At 59.8% G+C, this 25,967-nt stretch carries 25 protein-coding genes; 12 read left to right on the forward strand and 13 right to left on the reverse strand.

Features of this window, described 5'->3' with window-relative positions; genetic code table 11:
- Window positions 1-70: 70 nt before the first annotated feature.
- Complete coding sequence (locus U367_RS0106380; protein WP_028616194.1) at window positions 71-565, reverse strand: hypothetical protein; 495 nt, start codon at window positions 563-565, stop codon at window positions 71-73.
- Window positions 566-731: 166 nt separating this feature from the next.
- Between U367_RS0106380 and ccoN the strand changes: the two genes are divergently transcribed.
- From ccoN to U367_RS0106395, 3 genes are all read left to right on the forward strand, one after another.
- Window positions 732-2,159 (forward strand): cytochrome-c oxidase, cbb3-type subunit I, encoded by a 1,428-nt coding sequence (ccoN, locus tag U367_RS0106385; RefSeq protein WP_028616195.1) that lies wholly within the window; start codon window positions 732-734, stop codon window positions 2,157-2,159.
- Entirely contained in the window at window positions 2,143-2,370 is a 228-nt protein-coding gene (locus tag U367_RS0106390; protein ID WP_050587841.1) for a cbb3-type cytochrome oxidase subunit 3, read from the forward strand. The genes ccoN and U367_RS0106390 overlap by 17 nt, the downstream gene beginning before the upstream one ends.
- A 90-nt stretch (window positions 2,371-2,460) precedes the next feature.
- The gene (locus U367_RS0106395; RefSeq protein ID WP_028616197.1) at window positions 2,461-3,150 is read left to right on the forward strand and encodes an aspartate/glutamate racemase family protein; all 690 of its coding nucleotides are present in this window, start codon (window positions 2,461-2,463) and stop codon (window positions 3,148-3,150) included.
- Here U367_RS0106395 and U367_RS0106400 read toward each other — a convergent pair.
- From U367_RS0106400 to U367_RS0106415, 4 genes are all read right to left on the reverse strand, one after another.
- On the reverse strand, window positions 3,147-3,659 hold the full coding sequence (locus tag U367_RS0106400; protein ID WP_028616198.1) for a GNAT family N-acetyltransferase: 513 nt from the start codon (window positions 3,657-3,659) through the stop codon (window positions 3,147-3,149). The genes U367_RS0106395 and U367_RS0106400 overlap by 4 nt on opposite strands.
- 61 nt (window positions 3,660-3,720) lie before the next feature.
- Window positions 3,721-4,785, reverse strand: a complete 1,065-nt coding sequence (locus tag U367_RS0106405) for a DUF1176 domain-containing protein (RefSeq protein ID WP_028616199.1) — start codon at window positions 4,783-4,785, stop codon at window positions 3,721-3,723.
- Between the two features lie 53 nt (window positions 4,786-4,838).
- Window positions 4,839-5,978 carry a glycerate kinase gene (locus tag U367_RS0106410; RefSeq protein ID WP_028616200.1) on the reverse strand — a complete coding sequence of 380 codons (1,140 nt, stop codon included), beginning with the start codon at window positions 5,976-5,978 and terminating at the stop codon, window positions 4,839-4,841.
- A 91-nt stretch (window positions 5,979-6,069) separates the two neighbouring features.
- Window positions 6,070-7,176: a sugar diacid recognition domain-containing protein gene (locus U367_RS0106415; protein ID WP_028616201.1), complete on the reverse strand. Its 1,107-nt coding sequence runs from the start codon at window positions 7,174-7,176 to the stop codon at window positions 6,070-6,072.
- A 161-nt stretch (window positions 7,177-7,337) separates the two neighbouring features.
- Here U367_RS0106415 and U367_RS0106420 point away from each other — a divergent pair, with 161 nt between their 5' ends.
- Window positions 7,338-8,648 (forward strand): MFS transporter, encoded by a 1,311-nt coding sequence (locus tag U367_RS0106420; RefSeq protein WP_016974773.1) that lies wholly within the window; start codon window positions 7,338-7,340, stop codon window positions 8,646-8,648.
- A gap of 614 nt (window positions 8,649-9,262) precedes the next feature.
- On the opposite strand, the gene U367_RS0106425 is transcribed toward U367_RS0106420, so the two are convergent.
- Window positions 9,263-9,967: an SDR family oxidoreductase gene (locus U367_RS0106425; RefSeq protein WP_028616202.1), complete on the reverse strand. Its 705-nt coding sequence runs from the start codon at window positions 9,965-9,967 to the stop codon at window positions 9,263-9,265.
- A 100-nt stretch (window positions 9,968-10,067) separates the two neighbouring features.
- Between U367_RS0106425 and U367_RS0106430 the strand changes: the two genes are divergently transcribed.
- The 3 genes from U367_RS0106430 to rarD all read left to right on the forward strand — a co-directional run bounded on the left by U367_RS0106430 (window position 10,068) and on the right by rarD (window position 13,153).
- Window positions 10,068-10,970 carry a LysR family transcriptional regulator gene (locus tag U367_RS0106430; protein ID WP_028616203.1) on the forward strand — a complete coding sequence of 301 codons (903 nt, stop codon included), beginning with the start codon at window positions 10,068-10,070 and terminating at the stop codon, window positions 10,968-10,970.
- A gap of 79 nt (window positions 10,971-11,049) precedes the next feature.
- Window positions 11,050-12,060, forward strand: coding sequence for an aldo/keto reductase (locus U367_RS0106435; protein ID WP_028616204.1), 1,011 nt, complete (start codon window positions 11,050-11,052; stop codon window positions 12,058-12,060).
- A gap of 211 nt (window positions 12,061-12,271) precedes the next feature.
- Window positions 12,272-13,153 (forward strand): EamA family transporter RarD, encoded by an 882-nt coding sequence (gene rarD / locus U367_RS0106440; protein WP_028616205.1) that lies wholly within the window; start codon window positions 12,272-12,274, stop codon window positions 13,151-13,153.
- A 55-nt stretch (window positions 13,154-13,208) separates the two neighbouring features.
- Here rarD and hppD read toward each other — a convergent pair whose 3' ends face one another.
- Together hppD and U367_RS0106450 are read right to left on the reverse strand one after the other, a co-directional pair.
- The gene (gene hppD, locus U367_RS0106445) at window positions 13,209-14,285 is read right to left on the reverse strand and encodes a 4-hydroxyphenylpyruvate dioxygenase (RefSeq protein ID WP_028616206.1); all 1,077 of its coding nucleotides are present in this window, start codon (window positions 14,283-14,285) and stop codon (window positions 13,209-13,211) included.
- A gap of 245 nt (window positions 14,286-14,530) precedes the next feature.
- Window positions 14,531-15,454: a DMT family transporter gene (locus U367_RS0106450; protein ID WP_028616207.1), complete on the reverse strand. Its 924-nt coding sequence runs from the start codon at window positions 15,452-15,454 to the stop codon at window positions 14,531-14,533.
- Window positions 15,455-15,531: 77 nt separating this feature from the next.
- Here U367_RS0106450 and U367_RS0106455 point away from each other — a divergent pair, with 77 nt between their 5' ends.
- The 3 genes from U367_RS0106455 (at window position 15,532) to U367_RS0106465 (ending at window position 18,606) form a co-directional block, all read left to right on the forward strand.
- Window positions 15,532-16,401, forward strand: a complete 870-nt coding sequence (locus U367_RS0106455; protein ID WP_028616208.1) for a LysR family transcriptional regulator — start codon at window positions 15,532-15,534, stop codon at window positions 16,399-16,401.
- A gap of 99 nt (window positions 16,402-16,500) precedes the next feature.
- A complete protein-coding gene (locus U367_RS0106460) occupies window positions 16,501-18,042 on the forward strand; it encodes an EAL domain-containing protein (protein ID WP_028616209.1) in 1,542 nt (513 codons plus the stop codon).
- A gap of 198 nt (window positions 18,043-18,240) precedes the next feature.
- Window positions 18,241-18,606: a histone-like nucleoid-structuring protein, MvaT/MvaU family gene (locus U367_RS0106465; protein WP_028616210.1), complete on the forward strand. Its 366-nt coding sequence runs from the start codon at window positions 18,241-18,243 to the stop codon at window positions 18,604-18,606.
- Between the two features lie 112 nt (window positions 18,607-18,718).
- Here U367_RS0106465 and U367_RS0106470 read toward each other — a convergent pair whose 3' ends face one another.
- Window positions 18,719-19,255 carry a DUF4946 domain-containing protein gene (locus U367_RS0106470; protein ID WP_028616211.1) on the reverse strand — a complete coding sequence of 179 codons (537 nt, stop codon included), beginning with the start codon at window positions 19,253-19,255 and terminating at the stop codon, window positions 18,719-18,721.
- A 196-nt stretch (window positions 19,256-19,451) separates the two neighbouring features.
- Here U367_RS0106470 and gloA point away from each other — a divergent pair, with 196 nt between their 5' ends.
- Window positions 19,452-19,973 carry a lactoylglutathione lyase gene (gloA, locus tag U367_RS0106475; RefSeq protein WP_028616212.1) on the forward strand — a complete coding sequence of 174 codons (522 nt, stop codon included), beginning with the start codon at window positions 19,452-19,454 and terminating at the stop codon, window positions 19,971-19,973.
- 50 nt (window positions 19,974-20,023) lie between these two features.
- Here the strand turns inward: gloA and ahpF are convergent, their stop codons facing one another.
- The 3 genes from ahpF to U367_RS0106490 form a co-directional block, all read right to left on the reverse strand.
- The gene (gene ahpF / locus U367_RS0106480) at window positions 20,024-21,589 is read right to left on the reverse strand and encodes an alkyl hydroperoxide reductase subunit F (RefSeq protein ID WP_028616213.1); all 1,566 of its coding nucleotides are present in this window, start codon (window positions 21,587-21,589) and stop codon (window positions 20,024-20,026) included.
- Between the two features lie 128 nt (window positions 21,590-21,717).
- Window positions 21,718-22,281, reverse strand: a complete 564-nt coding sequence (ahpC, locus tag U367_RS0106485; protein WP_003173835.1) for an alkyl hydroperoxide reductase subunit C — start codon at window positions 22,279-22,281, stop codon at window positions 21,718-21,720.
- Between the two features lie 144 nt (window positions 22,282-22,425).
- A complete protein-coding gene (locus U367_RS0106490) occupies window positions 22,426-23,352 on the reverse strand; it encodes a site-specific integrase (RefSeq protein ID WP_028616214.1) in 927 nt (308 codons plus the stop codon).
- 170 nt (window positions 23,353-23,522) lie between these two features.
- On the opposite strand from U367_RS0106490, the gene U367_RS0106495 reads away from it, so the two are divergent.
- Complete coding sequence (locus U367_RS0106495) at window positions 23,523-24,530, forward strand: DNA-binding protein (protein WP_028616215.1); 1,008 nt, start codon at window positions 23,523-23,525, stop codon at window positions 24,528-24,530.
- Here U367_RS0106495 and gorA read toward each other — a convergent pair whose 3' ends face one another.
- Entirely contained in the window at window positions 24,531-25,889 is a 1,359-nt protein-coding gene (gene gorA / locus U367_RS0106500) for a glutathione-disulfide reductase (RefSeq protein WP_028616216.1), read from the reverse strand.
- Window positions 25,890-25,967 lie beyond the last annotated feature (78 nt).

Here is a 25,967-nt window from a genome sequence, read left to right on the forward strand (position 1 = left end):
CGGCGCTGGAACAGTGAGCTGTAGGTATAGCAAATCCTGGGAAAATAGCCCTGCGCCTACCGCCAGAGGTTCAGGCACGTTCGCGTGGAATCAGGCTCTGCAACTGCGACGCCAGGAAATTCGCGTCGAAACCAAAGGTGTCCGGGTCTTTCAGGCCATTGGTCTTCTTCCACAGCCAATCGTTTTTATCCGCCGGCAGCACCAGCGAAACGCTGCCGTGCCGCGCAGCGGTCAAGCCCATGACCGACACGGAGATCAATCCGCCCACGCCCATCACGTCTGGCACGAATTCCACCGGTTTGCCGGTGATCTGCACCGTCAGTTTCTCGGTCTTGAACGTCGATGTCTCCACCGGCACGCTGGGGCCGCTGGCGACATACGCCTCACGATGCACCTCCAGCAACCCGACCGTCTTTACCGGCTCAAGCCACTGTTCGATCTGGCCGAACAACTCATTGAGCTTTTGCGCCCAACGGGCCGACTGCAGATCGAATTGCTGTTTTTTATGCGCTTCGCTGTCTGCGTAATGACGAAGCATCTCGCCCAGTTGTTGTACATCGTCCATTGCGGATCTCCTTGGGTGAGCCAGGTTGCGAAGCCTGATCATGGCAGATGCAGTCGCTCAACGTACGGCTTAAAACTGATCCGCAACAATGAGGTTTTTCTGAGCCTGTTTTGTTTTACCCACGCTTCCTACAGTGCCGCCACGTGGAACCGTGGGAGGACTGAGCATGAGCACAGCAACAATCGGGCAGGCCTATAACTATAAAGTCGTCCGCCAATTCGTAATCGCCACCATCGTCTGGGGTGTGGTGGGCATGGCCATGGGCGTGTGGATCGCCTCGCAACTGGTGTGGCCGGAAATGAACCTGGACTTGCCCTGGACCACCTTTGGCCGTTTGCGCCCCTTGCACACAAGCCTGGTGATCTTCGGTTTTGCCGGCAGCGCGCAGTTCGCCGCCAGTTATTACGCGGTACAGCGCACGTGCCAGGTGCGGCTGTTTTCCGATGGCCTCGCGGCGTTCACCTTCTGGGGCTGGCAATCGGTGATCGTGATCATGCTGATCAGCTTGCCACTGGGCTACACCACCACCAAGGAATACGCCGAGATCGAATTCTCCGGCGCGGTATGGATGGCCGTGGTGTGGGTGGCGTATGCCATTGTGTTTTTCACCACCGTGGTGCGACGCAAAACCAAACATATTTACGTGGGCAACTGGTTTTTCGGCGCATTTATTCTGGTGATCGCCATGTTGCATGTGGTCAATCACCTGGCGATCCCCGTGGATTGGTTCAAGTCGTACCCCGTGTATTCCGGGGCTACCGATGCCATGGTGCAGTGGTGGTACGGGCACAACGCCGTAGGGTTTTTCCTCACTACCGGCTTTTTGGGGATGATGTATTACTTCGTGCCGAAACAAGTCGGACGCCCGGTGTACTCCTATCGCCTGTCCATCGTGCACTTTTGGGCGTTGATCACCCTGTATATCTGGGCCGGTCCGCATCACCTGCACTACACCGCCTTGCCGGATTGGGCGCAGTCGTTAGGCATGGCCATGTCGCTTATTCTGCTGGCACCGAGTTGGGGCGGGATGATCAACGGCATGATGACCTTGTCCGGCGCCTGGCATAAGTTGCGCACCGACCCGATCCTACGGTTCCTGGTGCTGTCCCTGGCGTTCTACGGGATGTCGACGTTCGAGGGGCCGATGATGGCGATCAAGACCGTCAACGCCCTCTCCCATTACACCGACTGGACCATCGGCCACGTACACGCCGGGGCCCTGGGATGGGTGGCGATGATCACCTTTGGCTCGCTGTACCACATGATCCCCAAAGTGTTCGGGCGCGAGCAGATGCACAGCGTGCCGCTGATCAACCTGCACTTCTGGCTCGCGACCATCGGCACCGTGCTGTACATCGCGTCGATGTGGGTCAACGGCATTACCCAAGGCCTGATGTGGCGGGCGGTCAACGATGACGGCACCCTCACCTATTCCTTTGTCGAAGCCTTGCAGGCCAGCCATCCGGGGTTTGTGGTGCGGTTTGCCGGGGGTGTGTTCTTTCTCACGGGGATGGTGCTGATGGCCTACAACACCTGGCGGACGGTGCGAGTCGCGGACTTGAAAATGGCGCAGCTCGATGCGCGGATCGCCTGACGTGTGGGGCCTGCTGATGATGGTGTGCCTGTACGGCGCGGTGGAGTATTGCCTGCGCGGGCAGTCGGACCAAAGCCTGGACGACGCCAGCCTGATGCCCTTTGCCGATGACCCGGAGGTGGCGCGACGCGTGGAGCAGGCGACTGGCAAGCAAATCAACGCGGTAGCGCCAGAGGAAGCCAAGCCGGGTTGGGTCAACCTGGACATGTAAAACTGCACCGGTCATTTCGCGGCCAACTGCGTATGACTAATCCCCGGCCGCTGGGTAAGGTGAAGCGACTTTCCTTGTCAGGAGCATCGCATGCGCACCATCGGCCTTATCGGCGGCATGAGCTGGGAGTCCAGCGCCGAGTATTACCGCATCATCAACCAGCGCGTGCGCGACCAGCTTGGCCCGCTGCGTTCGGCGCAACTGTTGATGTACAGCGTGGATTTCGGCCCGGTGGAACAGGCCCAGCACGCCGGCCGTTGGGATGACACTGCACTGATCCTCGAAGATGCCGCGCGCCGTCTGCAGGCCGGTGGCGCCGAGTGTGTGGTGCTGTGTACCAATACCATGCATTTGGTAGCGCCGCGCATTGAAGCGGCGGTGTCGATTCCGTTCCTGCACATCGCTGATGCCGCGGGTGCGGCGGCCGTGGAAGCCGGCACGCTGACAGTCGGCTTGCTCGGCACCGCGTTTACCATGGAGCAGGACTTCCTCAAGTCGCGCCTGGCGGCCCAGGGCCTGACCGTGCTGGTGCCCGGGGCGGACGAGCGCCAGGCCGTGCACCGGATCATCTATGAGCAATTGTGTGTCGGTGTGATCAGCGATGCGTCACGCAAGGTCTACCAAGGCGTGATCGAGTCCCTGGCCGCACGTGGCGCCCAGGCGATCATCCTCGGTTGCACGGAAATCAGCCTGTTGATCAAGCCCGAGCACAGCGACCTGCCGCTGCTGGACACCACCGAGCTGCATGCGCAGGCTGCGGTGGCATTTGCCTTGGGCTAAGCCGACTGGCGCAGGCGCGCCATGCTGACAGTGTCGACAAACTGGCCGTCACGCAGGGCGTAATCACGCAACACACCTTCGACCTCAAAACCGAACTTGCGGTACAGCCTCTGTGCCGCTTCGTTGTCGGCGTACACGGTCAGTTCCACCCGGCGCAGGTTCATCCAGTTGTCGGCCACGTCCAGCGCGGCGGTCAGCAAGCGCGAGCCCACCCCTTTGCCCTGCCACGCCGTCGCCACGCCCATACCAAATGAACCGACATGGGCCTGGCGTACCCGCAGGTATTGTTCCAGGCCAAGCTGGCCGATCACCTCGCCACCGTGCACGGCCACCAATTGCAGGCGCCGCTCGTTGTCCTGTACCAGCTTGTTACGCCACGCCTCGACCGACTGGAAAGGCATTTGCAGCACCTGACGGCACACGGCCGGTTCGTTATAGAGCGCAGCGACGCCTTCAAGGTGGGCCTCGCTGAAACGCTGGATCACGATGTGGGGTTCAGGTGTGTGCATTGTGTTTCATCCTTTGAAAGACAAGTGGCCGACCAGTGTAGAGGCGATGTGAGCCAGATGGCTAGGGCGCTGGCACCGTCGTCCACAACGCTGGCCAATCACCGTAACCGACCCCGGTACAGCGCGGCATCCTGTGGAACTCACTGAGCTGGAAGCGCTTGCCGTCAAACACCCAGGATGCACCACCACCGCAATCCCCGATCCCACGTTGTTTGTAGAAATAACTCAGGGTTCCGGACGCTTCGTCATACCCGACAGAGCCTTGCAGCGCGGCGTCTTCCAGGGGTAGCGGCTGCAGGTCCATCGGCGTTTCCTTGTAAGGCGCCTGGCGCTCACGGCTGCTGACGTCGAACTCGCAGTTATAGGCCGCACAGTCATAACGCGTTACCGTCATTGCCTGTTGCGCCGTCAACGCGCCGACTGTGGCCTCGGGCTCACCTTCCTCGGGCTTCACGGCCTGCAATGCAGCAGCCACCAGGCCCGCCTGCTCCTCTGCGGTCAGCGGTGCAGCGGCTGTAAACTTACGCAGCACCGGCGCGGGCGCGCGTGGCGCAACCTCGCTGGCCGCGCCCTTGCCGGGTCGGGAAAGGGCCGTCACGTTGTCTAAGCGTCCCTGTACAGCATCCATCAACAGCAGCGAAGCACTCAGGCCGCTGAGCGACACATGGGCCGCCTCGTCGCCCGGCAAGTGCAGTCGCTGGCCATTGCGCAAACGCTGCAACCAACGCCGCGCGGCCGCGTCCTCGATCACCCCGAAGGACTGCACCTCAGGGTCGCCACCCTGGTCGTCCAGCTCGATGTGCAAGTCCTGCGTCAGTTCCAGGCCCAGCGGCTTACCATCCAGTAGCAATGTGGACAGATCCACGTCCTCCCCTCGATGATCAAAACGCAAACGCAGATACCCTTGAGGACCGGCCTGGTGCCAGAGGTGCAGGGTCAACGAGCTGTAATCCTCTTCGTCGACGCCACTGGGCGCGCTAAGGGCGTGGCAATTGCGCAGGTTGTCGCAACCGATGACCCACTGCTTGATCTCCCGCAGCAGCGGGACCGTCTCGGTCGGTGGTTGAGCAAAGGCTGGGGCGGTGGCGCCTGTCAGAAACAGGGCCAGGAGTGCGGGGCGCATCATGGGGACTCTCCGTGTCGAAAAGGCGCGGATTGTCCCATGTCCGGGGTTTTACGTCAGCGGCGTGTTGCCACGCGCCACACCCGCGCAATATCCGCCGCCCGCTCCTGCAACAAACGCGGCGCCTCAGCGCACGCCTGTTCCAGGCTCATCGGCCCGGAAGGCAAGGCGAACGCCGCGTCCACGCCGTGGGCGTACATCTGCTCATAGCCATCGCCCAATGTGCCGGCAATCACAATGACCGACACGTTGTGTTGTTGGGCGATGCGCGCCACGCCGAACGGAGTTTTACCGCGCAGGGTCTGGGCATCGAAGCGGCCTTCCCCGGTGATGACCAGGTCGGCGCCGCGTACGGCTTCGTCCAGGCCGACCAGTTCGGCCACTACCTCGACACCGGCGCGAAATTGCGCGCCCAGGAAGGCCTTGGCGGCAAATCCCAGCCCACCCGCAGCGCCGCTGCCCGGTTCGTCGCGTACATCTTTAGGCAGCACCTTCGCGCAGTGGTCGGCGAAGTGGCCGAGGGCGGCGTCCAGTTGGTGGACCTGCTCGGGATTTGCGCCTTTTTGCGGGCCGAATATCGCCGACGCACCGTGGTGGCCGCACAGCGGGTTGTTGACGTCGGCGGCGATTTCAAAGCGCACCTGGGCCAGGCGTGGGTCCAGATGTTCAAGGCTGATCTGCGCCAGACGGGCCAAGGCCAGGCCACCGGCGGGTAGCGCTTGATGTTCGGCATCGAACAGTTGCACGCCGAGCGCCTGCATCGCACCCGCGCCGCCATCGTTGGTGGCACTGCCGCCAATCGCCAGGATGATGCGCTGGGCGCCGGCATCCAGGGCGGCGCGGATCAGTTCGCCGGTGCCATAGGTGGTCGTTTTGCATGCGTCGCGCTGGCCCGGAGGGACTAACTGCAAACCGCTGGCTTCAGCCATTTCGATGATCGCGGTGTGGCTGTCGGCCAACCAGCCCCAATGTGCGTCGACGGCTGCGCCAAGCGGGCCGCGTACGGTGTGGTGACGCAACTCGCCATTGCAGGCAGCCAGCACCGAATCCACCGTGCCTTCACCGCCATCCGCCATCGGGCACTGAACCAACTGTGCATCCGGCCAAACCTGGGCCAACCCTTCGGCAATGGCCTGGGCGACGCCTTCGGCACTCAGGCTATCCTTGAACGAGTCGGGGGCGATGATGATTTTCATGGGCTTTCTCCGGTTTTTATGATGCCCATGCTGCCAGTTGCCAGGGCTGCTGACGCCGGTCAGATGCACAAGTACGACGGCGCTTTGTTGTTCATTCAGACAAAGCCTGGGGCAGCAGCTGTACGCCGAGGTAGAGGGCGAGCATACCGTCCAGGGTCAACGGGTCGACACCACTGAGTTCGGCAATACGCTCCATGCGGTAACGCAGGCTGTTGCGGTGAATACCAAGGGCGTCCGCACAGGCCTGGCTTTGCCCGTCGTGTTCACACCAACTGCGCAGAGTCGCCTGCAACTGACCATTGCTGTCCTTGGCCAGCACTTTACGCAGCGGGTTGAGCAGTTCGTCGAGCGCGTCGTCATTGCGATGGCGCCAGAGCATAACGGGCAAGCGATAGCGATTGAGGGTCAGCAGGCGCGACTGCGGCAGCACATCACGGCCATAAGCGAGCAGATCGCCGACACGCCGATAGCAACGGCGCAGGCCGGTCAGGCCGTCCGCTTGCCCACCCACGGCAACGCGCAAGATGTTCCAACCGAGGCTTTCGAGTTTTTCTAGCAAGCGCGGGTTGTCGACCTGCACAGATGCCGGCCGGCACCACAGCAATGAGTATTGCGCCGAGCTGACACACCAGCTGTCCGGATAACGCGAGGCAAGCCACGCACTCAACGCTTCCGCCGATTGCCCCGCGCCCAGTTCAAACAGGTACGGCGTGCGTGCCAGCTGCGGCTTGAGCCCCAGTTGCTGGGCTTCGTCCAACAGGCGTGGCGAATCGCCGGTTTCCGCCAGCAGCAAGGCCAGCAGATCATCACAGCGCTGACGCCGCCATTGTTGCTCGGCCTGCTGGTGACGATGGCTGACCAGCATTTCGGCGGTCATGCGCACCAGTTCGGCGTAGGTGCGCAGGCCCTCCGGTTCGCCAGTGATGCCGAGCACGCCGATCAGGCGCCCGTCATGCAGCAGCGGCAGGTTGATGCCCGGTTGTACCCCCTTGAGGTGCTTGGCGGTCTGGCCGTCGATTTCCACCACCCGGCCGTTGGCGAGCACCAGTTGTGCGCCTTCATGCCGGGTGTTGATACGCTCGGGCTCACCACTACCGAGGATCAGGCCCTGGCTGTCCATGACATTGACGTTGTGAGGCAGGATCGCCATGGTTCGATCGACGATATCCTGCGCCAGGTCATGATCCAGCTCGAACATGGGGTTAAATTCCTTAAAAAGCGGGGTTGTTCATAGGCACAGCGCAAAGCCGGGTTCGCTGTGCGCAAGCACAAAGACAGCGGCCTGCCAGGTGGCCGAGACTCAGTGGGCGATCAACGTTACCCTCGCATCGCAAAAAATCATAATAAAGAGAGACTGCCATGTCACAGAGCGCCACGACCCCACTGGCCACCGATGACGATAAAAACGCCATCTACAAGCGCATTACCCTGCGCCTGATCCCCTTCATTTTCATCTGCTATCTGTTCAATTACCTCGACCGGGTAAACGTTGGCTTTGCCAAGTTGCAGATGCTCGATGCGTTGAAATTCAGCGAAACCGTGTACGGCCTCGGCGCCGGGATCTTCTTCATCGGCTACGTGCTGTGCGGCGTACCGAGCAACCTGGCGTTGACCAAGTTCGGTCCACGGCGCTGGATCGCGTTGATGATGATCGTCTGGGGCACGCTGTCTACCTGCCTGCTGTTCGTCACCACGCCGACACACTTCTACACCTTGCGCCTGTTCACCGGTGCCGCCGAAGCGGGCTTCTTCCCCGGCGTGGTGCTGTACCTCTCGCAGTGGTTCCCGACCTTCCGCCGTGGGCGGATCATGGCGCTGTTCATGTCGGCGATCCCGGTTTCCGGGTTGCTCGGCAGCCCGTTCTCCGGCTGGATCCTCAACCACTTCGCTGCCGGCCAAGGTGGCCTCGCGGGCTGGCAGTGGATGTTCCTGCTGCAAGGCATCCCGACTGTCGTGCTGGGCGCCCTCGCCTACTTCCTGCTCAGCGACAGCTTTGCCAACGCCAAATGGCTCAAGCCCCACGAACGCGCAGTGCTGGAAGCCGACCAGGCCACCGACCTGGCGAACAAGCCGAAAACCACCACCGACTCCTTGGCCGAAGTGTTCAAGAATCCGGCGATCTGGGCGTTCGGCCTGATTTACTTCTGCATCCAGAGCGGCGTATACGCCATCAACTTCTGGCTGCCGTCGATCATCAAGAACCTGGGGTTCAGCGATAACCTGGTGATCGGCTGGCTCAGCGCGATCCCCTACCTGCTGGCGGCCGTGTTCATGTTGCTGGTGGGTCGATCCGCCGACTTGCGCAAAGAGCGTCGCTGGCACTTGGTGGTGCCGATGTTGATGGGCGCTGTGGGCCTGGTGATCGCGGTGAATTTTGCCACGACCCCAGCGATTGCAATCCTCGGCCTGACCATCGCCACCATGGGTGCCCTCACCGGCCTGCCGATGTTCTGGCCGGTGCCCACCGCCATGCTCAGTGCCGGCGCGGCGGCAGGAGGCCTGGCGTTGATCAACTCCATGGGCCAGATGGCCGGCTTCCTCAGCCCTTATATCGTCGGCTTTGTGAAGGATGCCACCGGGTCCACGGATGTGGCGCTATACCTGCTGGCAGCGGTGATCGTCGCCGGTAGCGTATTGGCGCTGCGAATGACCCGTACCCTCAAGGCGTAACCTTGCCCTGTAGGCGCCGGCTTGCCGGCGATGAGTAGAGGCGTCTACACAACACTGTGGCAACCACGGTAGCCACGGCAACCATGGTAACCACGATGCGAAGCGAGTCGCTCTTGATCTTGATGTTGCCTTTGATCTTAGGCGCCCCGTCAAACACGCTGGCCGGAATTCGACAGGGATTTGGGGGGTAAACCGGCAGGGATGCCGGTTTAGCCGCCCCGCGCCATGGATGGCGCGTGGCGGCGGCCCCCCAAATACCTGGCGGATTACGGGCACACCGAGCCTAGGCGAGGTGCCGAGTGTTGGGGCAAGAGCCCTTTGCTTACTTTGGGGCTTTTCCAAAGTGAGCCGCCGTAAGGGCGGAACCAATAGAAGCCTTTACCTAAATAACGGATATGTACCCGATCAGATCCAGCATCCAGGTCGGCTGTCAGGCCGCCTTCGCAGGCAATCAAGCCCCCACATCCGGATGGCGGGGCAGCCGTTAGAGAGCGGTCGTCCATACGAGCGCTGGCGGGAGCAAGCTCCCTAGCCACAGATCCAGCGCCGTACTCAGAACTGTATAGATAGCTATGCACTGAAGGCCTACCCCTCAGCCGGCGCCGACAATTACGTCAGAGCAAACCGCCGCCGTCGATGTCAATCACGGCACCGGACATGAAGCCATTCTCCATGGCCAGCACATACCCCGCCGCGACCTCATGCGCCTGACCCACGCGCCCGACCGGCAATGCGCCGCCCGCCTTGGCGAACATCGCCAGGCGCTGTTCTTGCGCCAAGCCTGCATACGCAGGCGTATCGATGACCCCCGGGCTGATCACGTTGACCCGACGCGGTGCCAGCTCCTTCGCCAACTGCTTGCCCAACGCTTCAGTCGCCGCGTTGATACTCGTCTTGATGAACTGGCCCGGCGCCAATTTACGTCCCAGTTGCCCAGAGGTCAGGCTGATGCTGCCGTGTTCGTCCAGGTATGGCAGTGCCAGTTGAATCGCCCGCAGCGAGCCCCAGAGCTTCACATTGAAATTTTCCTGGGCCTCGTTCAGGTCGGTCTCGACCAGCGGCTTGGCGCGCACGTTGGGGCCGGAGGTGTAGACCAGATGGTCAAAGCGCCCCACGGTCTCGAACAGGCGCTGCAGGGAGGCCGCATCGGTGACATCCACCGGTTCGCTGCGCAGGCCATTTTCCACGCCAGACACCAAGCGCCGCCCGGCGAGTACCACCTGCGCGCCCCGCGCGGCCGCGGCCTTGGCCACGGCGGCACCGATACCGCTGCTGCCGCCGATCACGATGACGGTTTTGCCGTTGAGGGAAGAAGTCATGGGGAAATTCCTGAGTGAGAAAATGAGCGTTCATCTTCACAGCTTGGCAATCGGCGAAAAATCCCGGTAAAACGACAAGATCTTTAAAGGATTTTTACAAATGAGCTCGACCCTCGACCTTGAAGTTTTCGTGCGCACCGCCGATACCGGCAGCCTGTCTGCCGCCGCACGCGGGCTCGGCCTGACCCCGGCGGCCGCCAGTATTGCCCTCAAGCGCCTGGAAACCCGCCTGGGCATTCGCCTGCTGGCACGCTCCACCCGCAGCATGCGCCTGACCGAGGAAGGTCGGCGCTACCTCGAGAGCGTGCGCGTCGCGCTGGAAGCCCTGTCCGAGGGCGAACAGGCGATCAAGCAACAGGGCCAGAGCCTCAGCGGGTTGCTGCAGCTGGCGGCGCCCTCGGATTTCGGGCGCAATGTGTTGCTGGGCTGGCTGGATGCATTCAAGCTCGAACATCCAAATATCCGCCTGCAATTGCTGCTCAACGACAGCAATGCCGACCTGTTCCGCGACACCGTCGACATCGCCCTGCGGTTTGGCGTGCCAAGGGATTCCAGCCTGGTGGCGCTCCCGGTGGTGCCCGATCACCACCGCATCCCCTGTGCCAGCCCGGCTTACCTGGCGCGCCATGGCACACCCCTCGCTCCGGCTGACCTGGCGCAGCACAACACCCTGCGCTACATGCGCCAGGGCCGGGCCAACAACACCTGGTATTTCCGCCAGGGCACGGTGCTGCAAGAGGTCGAGGTGTCGGGCGATTACCTGAGCGATGACGGTGAAATCGTGCGACGCTGGGCGTTGGCCGGTCACGGAATCGCCTATAAGGCCAATCTGGACATTGCCCAAGACATCAAGGCCGGTCGACTGGTGCCCTTGCTACCGGATTGGCAAGGCGAACCCACGCCCTTCAACCTGATGTGCCCTCACCGTCTGCAGGTGTCGGAACGCGTGAAGGTGCTGCATCGCTTTTTACAGCAGCGTTGCCAGACATTGCTGAGCCCATGAAGAAACGCGCGCAGGGCTTGTCCCAGAGCGGCTGAGTCTGGTATTGCATGGGTACATTTCCCGCCTTGAGGAGTTATCCATGATTTACCGCACATTGGGCCAGTCCGGGTTGAAGGTGAGTGCCTTGACCCTGGGCACCATGATGTTTGGCGAACAGACCAACACCGAGGACTCGCTGCGCATCATCGACAAGGCCTGGGACCAGGGCATCAATTTCATCGACACGGCGGACGTCTACACCGGCGGTCGCTCCGAGGAAATAGTCGGCGAAGCCATTGTGCGCAATCGCCAGGATTGGGTGGTGGCGTCCAAGGTCGGCATCGGCCCGGTGGACGGTTTGCCCAACCGCAGCGGCTTGAGCCGCAAGCGCATTTTCAACGCGCTGGAGGCCAGCCTGACACGCCTCGATACCGACTACTTGGACATCTACTACCTGCACCGTGAAGACCACAACACGCCGCTGGAAGTGACGGTATCGGCGATTGGCGACCTGATCCGCCAGGGCAAGATCCGCTACTGGGGCCTGTCCAACTATCGCGGTTGGCGCATCGCCGAGGTGATTCGCGTGGCCGAGCGCCTGGGCGTCGACAAACCGGGGATCAGCCAGCCGTTGTACAACATCGTCAACCGCCAGGCCGAAGTGGAGCAGATCACCGCGGCAGCCGCGTACGGCCTGGGTGTGGTGCCCTACAGCCCACTGGCCCGCGGCGTGCTCAGTGGTAAATACGCCCCGGACGTTACCCCCGAAGCCGGCAGCCGCGCGGCGCGCCAGGACAAACGCATCCTGGAAACCGAATGGCGCGTGGAATCGTTGCGCATCGCCCAGCAGATCCAGCAGTACACCCAAGGTCGTGGCGTCGGGATCGTCGAGTTTGCGATTGCCTGGGTACTGAACAACTCGGCGGTCAGTTCGGCGATTGTGGGGCCGCGTACCGAGGCGCAGTGGGATGCCTATATTGGCGCGCTGGAGGTGAAGATCAGCGCCGAAGATGAGGCGTTTATCGATTCGTTGGTGACGCCGGGGCATTCATCCACGCCGGGGTTCAATGATGTGGGGCATTTCGTCTCCGGTCGCATACCACGCGCATAACCCCTCCACTGTGTAGGAGCGAGCTTGCTCGCGAAGAACGCAAGGACACCACGGGCTACCTAATAGCGCTGCGTAATCGTTGACGTTCTTCGCGAGCAAGCTCGCTCCTACAGGATTTTCCTGAAAAACGCCCCAAAACAGCGCAACCCTCTCCCGCCAAAAGCTCCATAATCCCCTCATCTTTTGTATCAACGGTTTTCGCGAGGATAGTGTGTCTAAAGGTGTTGTTTTATCGGTCTTGGCCTCAGTGTTGTTTGCCGTGATGTATTACTTCACATCATTGCTCACGCCCTTGAGCGGCCTGGAAATTTTCGGCTGGCGCATGTTGCTCACCGTGCCGTGCATGACGATCTTCATGATCGTCAGCGGCGAATGGCGACGGGTGTGGGAGCTGGCGCAACTGCTTGCGGCCAAGCCGCGCTTGATTGCGGGTGTGTTGCTGTCTTCCGCCTTGTTGGGCGTGCAGCTATGGCTGTTTATGTGGGCGCCGCTGAATGGGCGCAGCCTGGATGTGTCGGTGGGTTACTTCCTGTTGCCGCTGACCATGGTGCTGACCGGGCGTCTGGTGTGGGGTGAACAACTGTCCTATCTGCAACGGATCGCCGTGTTTTTTGCCGCCCTCGGTGTACTCAACGAGTTGTACCAGGCGGGTGGATTCTCCTGGGCAACGCTGGTGGTGATCATTGGTTACCCGGTTTATTTCATCGTGCGCAAATACCTCCAGACCGACCACCTGGGCGGGCTCTGGCTGGATATGGCGCTGATGCTGCCGGTGGCCTGGTGGTTTGTGCAGAGTGGCGAGCAAGGCTTTGCGGTCATGGATGCCCACCCGAAACTGTATGCACTGATCCCGATGCTGGGCCTGATCAGTGCCTCAGCGCTGGTGAGCTATATCATCGCCAGCCGTTTACTGGCGTTCAGTCTGTTTGGTTTGCTCAGTTATGTGGAGCCTGTGCTGCTGCTGGGCGTGGCATTGATCCTGGGGGAAGGGATCAAAGGTGGCGAATGGTTCACCTACATCCCGATCTGGCTGGCGGTGATGGTGCTGGTGTTCGAAGGTTTCAAGCACTTGGTCCGCCAACGCAAAGCCTGATGCGCAGGCGATAAAAAGCCCGGCCGGGGTTACCCTCGGCCGGGCTTTTTTACGTTTAGTCGGCGGTCAATACACCACGGCGCACCTGGTCGCGTTCGATGGACTCGAACAGCGCCTTGAAGTTGCCCTCGCCAAACCCATCGTCGCCCTTACGCTGGATGAATTCGAAGAACACCGGGCCCATCAGGGTTTCCGAGAAGATCTGCAGCAGCAGGCGCTTGTCGCCTTCCACCGAAGAGCCGTCCAGCAGGATACCGCGTGCCTGCAGTTGGTCCACCGGCTCACCGTGGTTCGGCAGGCGGCCTTCGAGCATTTCATAGTAGGTGTCCGGCGGCGCGGTCATGAAGCGCATGCCGATCTTCTTCAACGCGTCCCAGGTCTTGACCAGGTCCTCGGTGAGGAACGCCACGTGTTGGATGCCTTCGCCGTTGAACTGCATCAGGAACTCTTCGATCTGCCCCGCGCCCTTGGACGACTCTTCGTTCAACGGGATGCGGATCATGCCGTCCGGCGCGCTCATGGCCTTGGACGTCAGGCCGGTGTATTCGCCCTTGATGTCGAAGTAGCGCGCTTCACGGAAGTTGAACAGTTTTTCGTAGAAGTTGGCCCAGTACGCCATGCGGCCGCGATAGACGTTGTGCGTCAGGTGGTCGATGACTTTGAGGCCTGCACCGACCGGATTGCGCTCCACGCCTTCGAGGTATACGAAGTCGATGTCATAGATCGAGCTGCCTTCGCCAAAACGATCGATCAGGTAAAGCGGCGCACCGCCGATGCCCTTGATCGCCGGCAGGTTCAGTTCCATCGGGCCGGTTTCGATATGGATCGGCTGGGCACCCAGTTCCAGGGCGCGGTTGTAGGCTTTTTGCGAGTCCTTGACGCGGAATGCCATGCCGCACACCGAGGGGCCGTGTTCGGCCGCAAAGTAGGAGGCAATGCTATTGGGTTCGTTGTTGAGGATCAGGTTGATCTCGCCCTGGCGGTACAGGTGTACGTTCTTCGAACGGTGGGTCGCGACTTTGGTGAAGCCCATGATCTCGAAGATCGGCTCCAGGGTGCCCGGCGTCGGCGACGCAAATTCGATAAATTCAAAGCCCATCAGGCCCATTGGGTTTTCGTATAGATCTGCCATGGTGGCACCTCATCATTCTTGTATTAGACACAGTATTAGTGGCGAGCAAGGATGAGGTTGCAGGGTGGCGCACAGGAAAGGCCTCGCACGCTGCGGGCGAGGAAGTCACCAAAGATGAGGGGGGAGCCGAGTAGCTTCATGGGGTCATCAGTCTCTGACGGCTTAGGCTTGCGTGAGCGCAAGTCCATATTCTTGTATGCGTAAATCGATTCTACACAGCGTAACCACGTTTGTCCGTAGTCTTATCAAATCCCCATTGCCCTGGCGCGTGCAAGGGGTTTGTTGCAGAGGTAGATGCCGAGCAGGATCACTGCCCCGCCGGCCAGCATGGGCAGGCTCAACGGTTCGTCCAGCAACAGAGCGCCACAGATCACGGCGGTGAGTGGGTTGAGCGCGATAAATACGCCGGAACGTGTCGCGCCGATTCGTCGGATACCGTCGTAATAACCAATATAGGCCAGCGCAGAACCCAGCACGCCGAGGTACATCAAGCTCAGTCCTTGCGCGAGAGACACGCGGCCCATCGCCTCCAGCGTAAAGCGCCCCATGATCAGTGTGATGACGGTAAGCATCAGCGTTCCCAGCAGTATCGACCAGGTGACCGTCTGCAGCGGCCCCAGGCTCTGATTTAAGCCACGGGAAAACAGTGAGTAGATGCCCCACCCCACTACGCAGCCGAAGATCAGCAAATCCCCACGCCACGTGTTGGTTGCTTCGCTCATTACCTGGGGGTTGCGACTGACGATGACCATGGCGGCACCCGCCAGGCAGAGCACGATCCCCGCGACTTTGCTGGCACCCAGGCGCTCCTGGAACAACCACCAGGACGCCAGGCCGATGACGGCCGGGTTCAGCGCCACGATTAATGAGGCGCGCGATGCGTTGATTAACTGCAATCCATAGAAGAAACACAGGTTGTAGAAAAAGATGCCGAAGAAACCCAGCATCACCAGTTGCAGGAGCTGCCGCGGATTGGGTCGGACCAACGGGATGCGTGCCAAGCCCAGGAATCCCAGCAATGCCAGGCTGGCCAGTGCAAACCGGAGGCTGGCCGCCAGCAGAGGGTCGATCGTCCCGCCCAGGTAGCGACCGGCCACGAAGGTGCCGCCCCAGATCATGGTGACGGCGGCCAGCTTCATATAAGTGATGCGATCGGGGCTTGAATGCACAGGATAGGGCTCCAATGGCTTGAGGATGCGTGCATTCTTCTGGTAATACGGTGTCATCGTAAAATGAGTGATTACTCATGACCCTGACCCAACTCGAAATCTTTTCCTTGGTAGCCGAGCTGCAAGGCTTTACCAGCGCCGCCCACCGCCTCGGTATCAGCCAATCGGCGGTGTCGCACGCGATTAAAGCCCTGGAGCAGGAGCTGGGGGTGGCGTTGTTCAGGCGCCATCAGGCGCAGGTCGAACTAAGCGACATCGGCGTGCAGTTACTGGCGCGCGCCCGGGGGATGCTGGGCCTGGCGAATACCTTGCAACAGGAAGCCGCCGACGCCCGGGGCATGAAACGCGGGACGCTGCGCATCGGCTCCTTCGGCCCCACCTCCTCGGCCTACCTGCTGCCAAAGATCCTCAGCCGGTTCCGCCTGGAGTATCCGGGTATCGAGGTACACGTTGATGAAGGGCCGGACAGGCAAGTCATCCAATGGCTCGATGAACGCCGAATTGATATCGGCTTTGTTGTGCTGGAACAAGAGCGCTTCGACACGTTCCCACTGTTCGAGGACCAGATGGTGGCGCTGCTGCCGGCTGACCATCAACTGGCCGCCCGTGAACACGTTAGTCTCAAGGATTTGTGCAACGACCCTTTTGCGCTGACTGAAGCCGGTTCCACTGAGCTGGTGATGCGACTGTTCAACGAGGCGCGTCTGAGCCCGACTGTGCGTTATCGCTGCTCGCAGCTGCTGAGTACCCTGGAAACCGTCAGCCGGGGCGATGCAGTGAGCGTGGTAGCGCAAGCGTCGTTACCGGTTGGACATGACACACGGTATGTACAGCGCGCCTTATCCCCGCGTGTACCGCGCCAGGTTGGGCTTGCCGTACTGGACCGGCGTCAGTCTTCCCCAGCAGCGCTCGCGTTTATCCGTATTGCCCAATGCGTAGAGTTGTAGCGCCGCGTACTGGCCAAATGGGTAGGTGTCGCGAGCTTATTTCGGTTGAGCCATCTATCATCGACTGATATCCGATCCCTGCAACAGGCCGTTCACTCCATGCCCCTGACCGTCAACGGCCCGCGAAAACGCGCCACTCGCTACCTGATCACAACCCTGAGCGCGCTGCTACCGATTGCGCTCGGCGTCGTTATCCTTCATTGGCAGGCCGAACGTACTTTGCAACAAAGCACCGCCCAGACCGCCCAGGAGGCGGTGCGCCAATTCGACCTGATGCTCGACAATACCTCCCTCGCCGCCCAGGCCTTGCTACCGCTGGCGGGGTTGCCCTGTGATAACGGCGTGCAACTGGCCCTGCGAGAACAAGTCACGCGTCGCCCGTTTGTGCGCGCGACCACCCTGTCCTGGCAAAAAAACATCTATTGCAGCTCGTTGTTCGGCAGCAACTACGAGTCACCGGTCAACCCGGATGACTATGTGGACGGTCGGTTATGGTTGATGAATGGCAACCCGGTGACACCCGACACCGCACTGCTGGTCTACCGGCTGGTTGACGGCGACAAGGCGGCTTTTGCGTCGATTGATGGCTACCACTTGACCAACGCCCTGCGTCTGATCAGCCGATACGCCCACCTGATATTACAAGTGGGCCCGAATTGGCTGGGGGCTGATGGCAAGGTGCATGACACCGCGGTGCCGGCGTTCGCGGTGGCCCACCATCACTTGGTGTCCGGGCGTTATCACTACAGCGTCGACGCGGGTATGCCGGCGGGTGAAGTCTGGCGCTACATGCAGGCGCGATACCCGGCATTGTTCAGTCTGATCGTGTTTTTTGGCGTATTGGCTGGCCTTTTGGCGCACTGGCTGCAAAAGCGCTCCTCGGCACCGACTCACGAATTGCAGCGGGCGTTGGGCGCCAATGAATTCATTCCGTATTTCCAGCCGGTGGTACGCGGTGATACTCGCGAGTGGGCGGGATGTGAAGTGCTCATGCGCTGGCAGCATCCAAAAGAAGGCCTGGTGCGGCCCGACCTGTTTATTCCCCTGGCCGAGCATTCGGGCCTGATAGTTCCGATGACTCGCGCCCTCCTGCGCCAGACCGCCGTACAACTGGCGCCCCATGCGGCGCGCTTCAGCCCTGGGTTTCATATCGGCGTCAATATCACCGCACGCCACTGCCAGGATTTGGCCTTGGTGGATGATTGCCGTGAGTTTCTCGCCGCCTTTCCCGTGGGCCAAGTGACGTTGGTGCTGGAGTTGACCGAGCGCGAACTGATCGTGCCCACCGACATCACTCGCCGCCTGTTTGACGCCCTGCATCAACTGGGGGTAATGATCGCTATTGACGACTTTGGAACCGGCCACTCCAGCCTGGGCTATTTACGTAACTTCAATGTCGACTACTTGAAGATTGACCAGAGTTTTGTCGCCATGATCGGTGCCGATGCACTATCACGGCATATTCTCGACAGCATCATAGAACTGTCCGGCAAACTCGATTTAGGCATCGTAGCAGAAGGTGTGGAAACGCCCGAACAGTCCGACTACCTGGCCGCCCAAGGCGTGGATTTTTTGCAGGGCTACCTGTTCGGAAAGCCTTTGCCCAGCGATGAATTTATTAAATCTCTGGCAAGCCATTGAATAGCCATGCACTACCTGCACTGAAATAATGTTATTTAGCCAAAAGACATGATTTACTCGTAGCAAATTAACTACTACAATTTTTCCAGCCTGTGCAGAATTCGCGGGACGGCTTCTTTCTAGAGTCGCCTTAAAGCGCTTGGCTTATAGCTTTGTCTGCAGTTGATATCAGCCAAACACACTATTGGAGTACCTATTTTGTCCAGACTCGCCGAATTTCGCGCAGCCGAAAAAGCCCTTCAAGAGCAGCTTGCCCAGCTGGAATCCCTGAAGAACGACGCCGGCCTGAAGAAAGAAATCGAATTCGAAGAAAAGCTCCAGGGCCTGATGAAGACCTACGGCAAAGGCCTGCGCGACATCATTTCCATCCTTGATCCAAACCCGGGCAAGTCCAGCGCTGCTGCCGTCAACGCACCAAAACAGCGCCGCGCACGTGTGGTCAAGGTTTACCAGAACCCGCACACCGGTGAGCTGATCGAAACCAAAGGCGGCAACCACCGTGGCCTCAAGGCGTGGAAAGAACAGTACGGCGCCGCCACTGTAGACTCCTGGCTTCGCGGCTGATCGCACTGCACTAAGAAAGAGCCCCGCTTATGCGGGGCTTTTTTAATTCCAGGGTTCGAAACCGAACTTAAATAACGTTTCATAATGTTCAGAAACGTCGCACATTACACACTTAGAGTTTGAGGCTATCGCGCACCGAGCTGACTTCTTCCTTGCTTGCTTCGTACGCATCCGCCTGCCCTGCGTATGAAAAAACATACGCCTTATCGGCATCAACCGCGCCCACCAATGTTTGCGAAAGCACGTGGCGTCCGTTTTCGGTTATCACACATGTAGTTTCCAACGCGTCAAGACGACTCAATGTTGTAGGGTGCATCTTGCTGCATACACTTTGATAACCACCCTGGGCAAAATCTTTCTGGATGGACTTGCGCATCTCCAGCAGTACGCCTTGTAGATTAACCTTATGCCCCGCTTCAATCGGCGTACCGGTCAACTCCATCACCATCAGGGTCGTGCCATTTTCATCATTCTTGATTGCACGCTGGCGCGACACCACCTGGGGTTTGGAAGGCGCTTCGCCATCCGGTACGACCTCTTCGACCTGCCAGCCACTGGGCCAATGAATTTCGGGGTCGGCCGCCAGCACGAAGGAACTGCCCACCAGCAAACACACAGCGCTCAACAGCGGTTTACGAAATGCGATCATTGCGAAAAGTACCCAAGGTTCAAGCGCCAAAGTTTGAGCCCCGGCGCCCCTGTGTCGCAAGGCCTGCATGGGCTTTTTCATTTGGCGCCTGGGGCAAGCCTTGCGTATCATGGTCCGGCTGCACGGATGCCAGCCGCAAGCCAAGGAACCGCTCACATTTCAGAGCTGCGTTTGCCCCATTTTTTCTGGAGGGCCCATGAGCCTGCACGAACTGAACACTTTCCCGGGCGTTACCGCCCAACCGGACACCGCCACCACGAACTTCGTGTTCAACCACACCATGCTGCGGGTCAAGGACATCACCAAGTCGCTGGACTTCTACACCCGCGTCCTGGGTTTTTCCCTGGTTGAAAAGCGTGATTTTCCGGAAGCCGAATTCAGCCTGTACTTCCTGGCCCTGGTGGACAAATCCCAGATCCCGGCCGACGCCGCCGAGCGCACCCAGTGGATGAAGTCGATCCCAGGCATCCTGGAACTGACCCACAACCACGGTACCGAAAACGACACCGACTTTGCCTACCACAATGGCAATACCGACCCACGTGGTTTTGGCCATATCTGCATCTCGGTGCCGGATATCGTCGCTGCCTGCGAACGTTTCGAAGCCCTGGGCTGCGACTTCCAGAAGCGCCTGAGCGATGGCCGCATGAAGAGCCTGGCCTTCATCAAGGACCCGGACGCGTACTGGGTCGAGATTATCCAGCCCGCACCGCTGTAACGAAAAAACCCCATGATCACTCATGGGGTTTTTCATTTCCGGTTCCGGATTTACGCCGGGGCGGAAGTCCGGATCAAGTGATCGAAAGCACTCAGGGAAGCCTTGGCGCCCTCACCCACGGCAATCACGATCTGCTTGTAGGGTACCGTCGTCACGTCACCGGCAGCAAACACGCCGGGCAGTGAAGTTTCCCCCCGCGCATCGACAATGATCTCGCCGCGCGGCGTCAGTTCAACGGTGCCTTTGAGCCAGTCAGTGTTGGGCAGCAAACCGATCTGTACAAAGATCCCTTCCAGGTCGATGGTCTTGAACTCGCCGCTGTCGCGATCCTTGTACGCCAGGCCGGTGACTTTCTGGCCATCACCTTTCACTTCGCTGGTCAACGCACTCGTGATCACGTCAACGTTCGGCAGGCTGTAGAGCTTGCGCTGCAACACGGCGTCGGCGCGCAATTTGCTGTCGAACTCAAGCAGGGTGACGTGGCTGACGATACCGGCCAGGTCGATGGCCGCCTCAACGCCTGAGTTACCGCCGCCGATCACCGCCACACGCTTGCCCTTGAACAGCGGACCGTCGCAATGCGGGCAAAAGCACACGCCTTTGGCCTTGTATTCCTGCTCACCCGGCACCCCCATTTCGCGCCAGCGGGCGCCGGTGGCCAGGATCACGGTCTTGGACTTCAGGGTCGCACCGCTTTCGAAGCGGATTTCGTGCAAGTCACCGGCGTTTTTCGCGGGCACCAGGCTGCTGGCGCGCTGGAGGTTCATGATGTCCACATCGTATTGACGTACGTGGGCTTCCAGCGCACTGGCCAGTTTCGGCCCTTCGGTTTCTTGTACCGAGATGAAGTTCTCGATGGACATGGTGTCCAGCACTTGGCCGCCAAAGCGCTCAGCAGCAACGCCGGTACGGATGCCTTTACGTGCAGCGTAGATCGCCGCCGCAGAACCGGCTGGGCCACCGCCGACCACAAGCACATCAAAGGCGTCTTTGGCGCTGATTTTCTCGGCGGCTTTTTCGATGCCGCTGGTGTCGAGCTTGGCGAGGATTTCTTCCAGGCCCATGCGGCCTTGGCCGAAGTTCACACCGTTCAAGTAAACGCTCGGTACCGCCATGATCTGGCGCTCGTCGACTTCCGCCTGGAACAGCGCGCCGTCGATGGCGACGTGGCGGATGTTCGGGTTGAGCACGGCCATCAGGTTCAGCGCCTGGACCACATCCGGGCAGTTCTGGCAGGACAGCGAGAAGTAAGTCTCGAAGCTGAACTCGCCTTTAAGAGCGCGGATCTGTTCAATCACTTCGACACTGGCCTTCGACGGGTGGCCACCGACTTGCAGCAAGGCCAACACCAACGAAGTGAATTCATGGCCCATGGGGATGCCGGCGAAACGCAGGCTGATCTCGGCACCCGGGCGGTTGATGGAAAACGACGGCTTACGCGCATCATCACCATCGGTTTTCAGGGTAATCAGCGTGGTGAGGCTGACAACATCCTGCAAAAGGGCAAGCATTTCCTGGGATTTCGCGCCGTCATCGAGGGAGGCGACGATCTCGATCGGCTGGGTGACCCGTTCCAGGTATGACTTCAACTGAGCTTTAAGATTGGCGTCCAACATACGGGCGATTTCCTATTGATTCGGTTTATTGCAGACAAAAAAAACGCCCGAGCGAATCTCGCCCGGGCGTTTTGGGGGCGGATGCAGCTTACTTAAGTGCGGAATACCGCCCTTGAGACTTCACAGACTTAGATCTTGCCGACCAGGTCCAGGGACGGAGCCAGGGTGGCCTCGCCTTCTTTCCACTTGGCTGGGCACACTTCGCCTGGGTGGGCAGCAACGTACTGAGCGGCTTTGATCTTGCGCAGCAGCTCGGAAGCGTCACGACCAACGCCGCCGTCGTTCAGCTCAACGATCTTGATCTGACCTTCTGGGTTGATCACGAAAGTACCGCGGTCTGCCAGGCCTGCTTCTTCGATCAGTACGTCGAAGTTGCGGGAGATGGTCAGGGTTGGGTCACCGATCATGGTGTACTGGATTTTGCCGATGGCTGGCGAAGTGTTGTGCCAGGCAGCGTGGGCAAAGTGGGTGTCGGTGGACACGCTGTAGATCTCGACGCCCAGCTTCTGGAATTCGGCGTAGTTGTCGGCCAGGTCTTCCAGTTCGGTTGGGCAAACGAAGGTGAAGTCGGCTGGGTAGAAGAACACCACGGACCATTTGCCTTTCAGGTCAGCGTCGGTCACGTCTACGAAGTTGCCGTTTTTGTAGGCGGTAGCTTTGAACGGTTTTACTTGGCTGTTGATGATAGGCATCGTTGACTCTCCGTCAGGTTTGTAGAAGGGCTTAGTAAGTTGATGAAGTGAATCCTACCCACTCTCTTGGCCGATGGCTCATTGGCAAACCTGATGCTGACGATTGGTTTTCCCTATCAGGTGACTGTATTAATAGAAGAAATCTCAAAGCAGCGGTGGCGTCGCCAGAGTCATGCCAAGAAAGGGCGTCGCTTCAACATAGCGCATGGCGGATTTCATGTCGCTCCAGCCGACGTACCTCATCAACGACTTCAAATCCCAACCGCTGCGATGGGCCCACGTGGCAAAGCCCCGGCGCAGTGAGTGGCTGGTGTATTGCTCGGCGGGGATGCCGGCGCGCTTCAGCGCCTGGCGCAGCAGCGGGATCACACTGTTGGGGTGCAACCCCTCCTCCCCCAGGTTGCCCCAGCGATCGATGCCGCGAAACACCGGGCCACGCACCAATGCCGAGGCGCTAAGCCACTCGCTGTAGGCCTGCACCGGGCACAGGCGCAAAAGCGCCGGTGTGTGATAAGTCTTGCCGAGGTTGTCGCGGTCGCTTTTGCTGCGCGGCAGATACAGGCTAATCCCGGCACCAGGCGTCGCTTGCACATGCTCGATCTCGAGCCGACACAGCTCATCGCTGCGAAAGCCTCGCCAGAAACCCAGCAGGATCAATGCAGTGTCGCGCTTGGCGCGCAGTAGCCGAGACACGTCGTGGGCTGCGTCTTTCGCCTCCTTTTCAAGAGAAGCCACCACCTGCTCAAGGTGCTTGAGTTGCAAAGGCTCGGCTTGCTTCTCCTGCGCCGGGTGCACGGCACGAATGCCCTTGAGCACTTTGCGCACCACCGGCGCCTTGGTTGGGTCGGGAAAACCCTGGCTCGTATGCCACTGCGCCAGTGCCGACAGCCGCAGCTTCAGCGTGTTGACCGCCAAGACTCCGGCATGCGCCACCAGATAACGCGCCACGCTGTCGCTGGTCGCGGGCAGGAACCCTCCCCAGCTCACTTCGAAATGCTCGATGGCCGCACGATAACTACGTCGCGTGTTATCGCGTGTGGCGGCGTTGAGGTAACGATCCAGATCGCTCATGAAAGGCCCATTCGTACTGCTGGCAGTTGCTTTGGCGGATTAAATGTCAATGACACGGGATAATACGCCAATATCCTATCTGTTAAATCGTGAATTTAAACGATTTTTTATTTGTGATATAGTATGTATATACATGATACATACCACATTACGAAATCGACGGAGACCCCATGGCTCGCGGCGGCATTAACAAAGCAGTAGTTCAGACGGCACGCCTGGCGATCCTCGCCCGTGGCGAAAACCCCAGCATCGACGCCGTACGCATCGAAATGGGCAATACCGGCTCGAAAACCACGATTCATCGCTATCTGAAGGAGCTGGATGAGAGCGAAAGCCGAGCCACCATCACCGAAGCGCCCATCGACGACGAGCTTGGTGAACTGGTAGCGCGCCTGGCGCAACGCTTGAAGGAGAAAGCCCAGGAGCCTATCGACCTGGCCCTGGCGCAGTTCGAGCAACAGAAAGCCGCCCTGCTCGCCCAACTGGAAGCCCTTGAGGAAGCACACGGCCAACTCAAGCAACAATTTGATGTCCAGGCCGCCGCCCTGGCAGAAGAAAGCGCGGCCCTGCAAACCGCCAGTACCAGCCTGCAGACCGAACAAACCCGTAACGCCGGGCTGAGCCAGGCGTGCAGTGATTACGAATTACGGATCAGCGATAAGGACGAACAGATTCGCTCGCTGGAAGAAAAGCACCTGCACGCAAGGGATGCCTTGGAGCATTACCGTAATGCGATCAAGGAGCAGCGCGAGCAGGAACAGCGTCGTCACGAAGGGCAACTGCAACAGGTCCAAGCCGAGCTGCGCCAAGCCCAGCAGAGCGCCATGGTGCGCCAGGATGAAATCACCCAACTGCACCGCGACAATGAGCGACTGCTGATTGAACATCGAGTGACATCGAAAGAGTTGACGGCGCTGCAGGAGCAATCCCGCAAAGACCAGGCCCAGCAGCTCAAGCTGAGCGAACAGGTGAGCCTGATTGACAGCGAGCGCACCCTGCTTCAGGAGCGTCTGCGCGTTGCGGTGCTGGAGAGCCAGTCACGCCAGGAAGCGTTGGCTGAACATCAACAATCCAATAAAATCCTGGAATTGGAACTGATCAAAACCCAGGCCAGTATCGAGGCATTGCGCCTGGCAGCCGCCGTTGCGACGGCGCCAGAGGCAACACCCGAGAGCTGATCAGCCTGACACAGGCGTGCGCATGGTGACGAACTCTTCCGCCGCCGTAGGGTGCACACCGATGGTGTCATCGAAATGCTGCTTGGTCGCGCCCGCCTTGAGCGCGATCGCCAAGCCCTGGACGATCTCGCCGGCATCCGGACCGACCATGTGACAACCCAGCACTTGGTCGGTGTCAGCGTCCACCACCAGCTTCATCAGGGTTTTTTCCTGGCATTCAGTCAGGGTCAGCTTCATTGGCCGGAAACGGCTTTCGAAGATCTGCACCTTATGACCCTTCTCTTTCGCTTCCTCTTCGGTCAGGCCAACAGTACCAATGTTCGGCAGACTGAACACCGCCGTCGGAATCATGGCGTAATCCACCGGACGATATTGCTCCGGCTTGAACAGGCGACGCGCCACGGCCATGCCTTCAGCCAACGCAACCGGTGTCAGCTGCACGCGCCCGATTACATCGCCGATGGCCAGGATCGACGACTCAGCGGTCTGATACAGATCATCCACTTCGACGAAGCCACGCTTGTCAAGTTTCACGCCTGTGTTCTCCAGGCCAAGGTTGTCCAGCATCGGACGGCGGCCAGTGGCGTAGAACACACAGTCCGCTTCCAACACGCGGCCGTCTTTCAGCGTGGCCTTGAGGCTGCCATCCGCTTGCTTGTCGATGCGCTCGATGTCTGCATTGAATTGCAGGTCCAGGCCACGCTTGGTCAGCTCTTCCTTCAGGTGCGTACGCACCGAACCGTCAAAACCACGCAGGAACAAGTCACCGCGATACAGCAGGGTTGTCTGTGCACCCAGGCCGTGGAAGATCCCCGCGAACTCGACGGCAATGTAGCCACCACCGACAACCAATACACGCTTGGGCAACTCTTTGAGGAAAAACGCTTCATTGGAACCAATCGCATGTTCACGGCCCGGAATTTCCGGAATCTGCGGCCAGCCACCCGTCGCGATCAGGATGTGTTTGGCGGTAAAGCGCTCGCCGTTGATTTCGACCTGATGCGCATCCACCAGACGAGCGTGTCCCTCATGCAGGGTCACGCCGCTATTGACCAGCAGGTTGCGGTAAATGCCGTTCAGGCGGTTGATCTCACGATCTTTGTTGGCGATCAGGGTGGCCCAATCAAAATTCGCCTCACCCAGCGACCAGCCAAATCCGCTGGCCTGCTCAAAATCTTCGGCAAAGTGTGCGCCATACACCAACAGTTTCTTCGGCACGCAGCCGACGTTGACGCACGTGCCACCCAGGTAGCGGCTTTCCGCCACGGCCACCTTGGCACCAAAGCCTGCGGCAAAACGCGCCGCACGAACACCGCCGGAACCGGCGCCAATCACATACAGGTCAAAATCGTAGGCCATTTCACTCTCCTCGGCAGAACATCAGCATACCGACTTACATGGGGCTGAAAAACGAAAAAGCCACCCGAAGGTGGCTTT

Source organism: Pseudomonas canadensis, from assembly GCF_000503215.1.
Taxonomy (GTDB): Bacteria; Pseudomonadota; Gammaproteobacteria; order Pseudomonadales; family Pseudomonadaceae; genus Aquipseudomonas; species Aquipseudomonas canadensis.